We start from the raw sequence: 1107 nt of genomic DNA on the forward strand, positions 1-1107 counted from the left end.
GATCTCCATCAGCGGCCGGACGTAGTCGTCGTCGAGATGCGCGACGTCGGCGGCGTCCGACAGCCAGCGGTGCATCCTCAGCGCGGGCTCGAACGCGGCTGGAGGTCGCGGTCGGGTTCGCCGACGGGCACGTCCTGCGGCGGCTGTGGCGGCACGACGGGCTGTCGGCGCTGGCCGTCGCCGAGCGGGTGCGGTGGCAGCTGTCGGCCCACCGGCCGGCCGGGCGGGACGGGGGCGACGACGCCTGGGGCGGCGTGACGTGGGTGGAGCTGGCGCCCGACCAGCTCGTCCCCGACCTCGGACGGCAGGAGGGGCTCTGGGGGCGCACCACCGTCACCGACCGCATCGCGCGGGCCGCCGACCGGATCCAGGCGCTCCTCGGCCACCGCGGGATCGCGCGGCCGGTGCTGGTGGGCGGGCGCGGGCCGGGCGAGCGGGTCGTCCGCGTCCCGGTCGGCGACCTCGTCCCGGCCGAGTCGCGGGAGGGGCCGTGGCCCGGGAGCGTGCCCGGGCCCGCGCCCTCGGTCGTCCCGGCGGCGCCGGTGCCCGCCGAGCTCGCCGACGCGTCCGGCGCGGCGGTCGTGGTGTCGGCGCGCTGCGAGGTGTCCGCGCCGCCCGCGACGCTCCGTGTGCGCGGGCGCCCCGCCGCCGTGACCGGCTGGACGGGCCCGTGGCCCGCCGACGAGCGCTGGTGGGACCCGGCCGCCGCCCGCCGCCGCGCCCGGTTCCAGGTCACCACCGACGACGGCGCCGCCTACCTGCTCGCCGTCGAGGGCGGGCGCTGGCACGTCGAGGCCGTCTATGACTGAGCCGCCGATCATGACAGAGGGGCTCTCCGGCTGATGGGATGGCACAATCCGCCGATCCCGTGGCGGGAGTTCGAGGAGCGGCTGTCGTGGCGGCCCGGCGGGCGGGCCCCCGAGCCGCCGCCGGAGCCGGCCGGCGTCCCCCGCCGCGCCGAGGCCCGCGTGCCGTGGGCGGAGCTGCACGTCCACTCCTCGTTCAGCTTCCTGTCGACCTGTCGTCCATCCGCCCGCTCAAGGTCGTCGTGGACGCGGGCAACGGCATGGGCGGCCACACCGTCCCGTCGGTGTTCGAGGGCCTGCC

At 78.5% G+C, this 1107-nt stretch carries 1 pseudogene; it reads left to right on the forward strand.

The window, feature by feature from the left end:
• A pseudogene (locus tag AB0C69_RS42500) lies at positions 1–809 on the forward strand (DNA polymerase Y family protein); the annotation flags it as partial.
• Positions 810–1107 lie beyond the last annotated feature (298 nt).

Source organism: Actinomadura sp. NPDC048032, from assembly GCF_040653175.1.
GTDB classification, from domain to species: domain Bacteria; phylum Actinomycetota; class Actinomycetes; order Streptosporangiales; family Streptosporangiaceae; genus Spirillospora; species Spirillospora verrucosospora.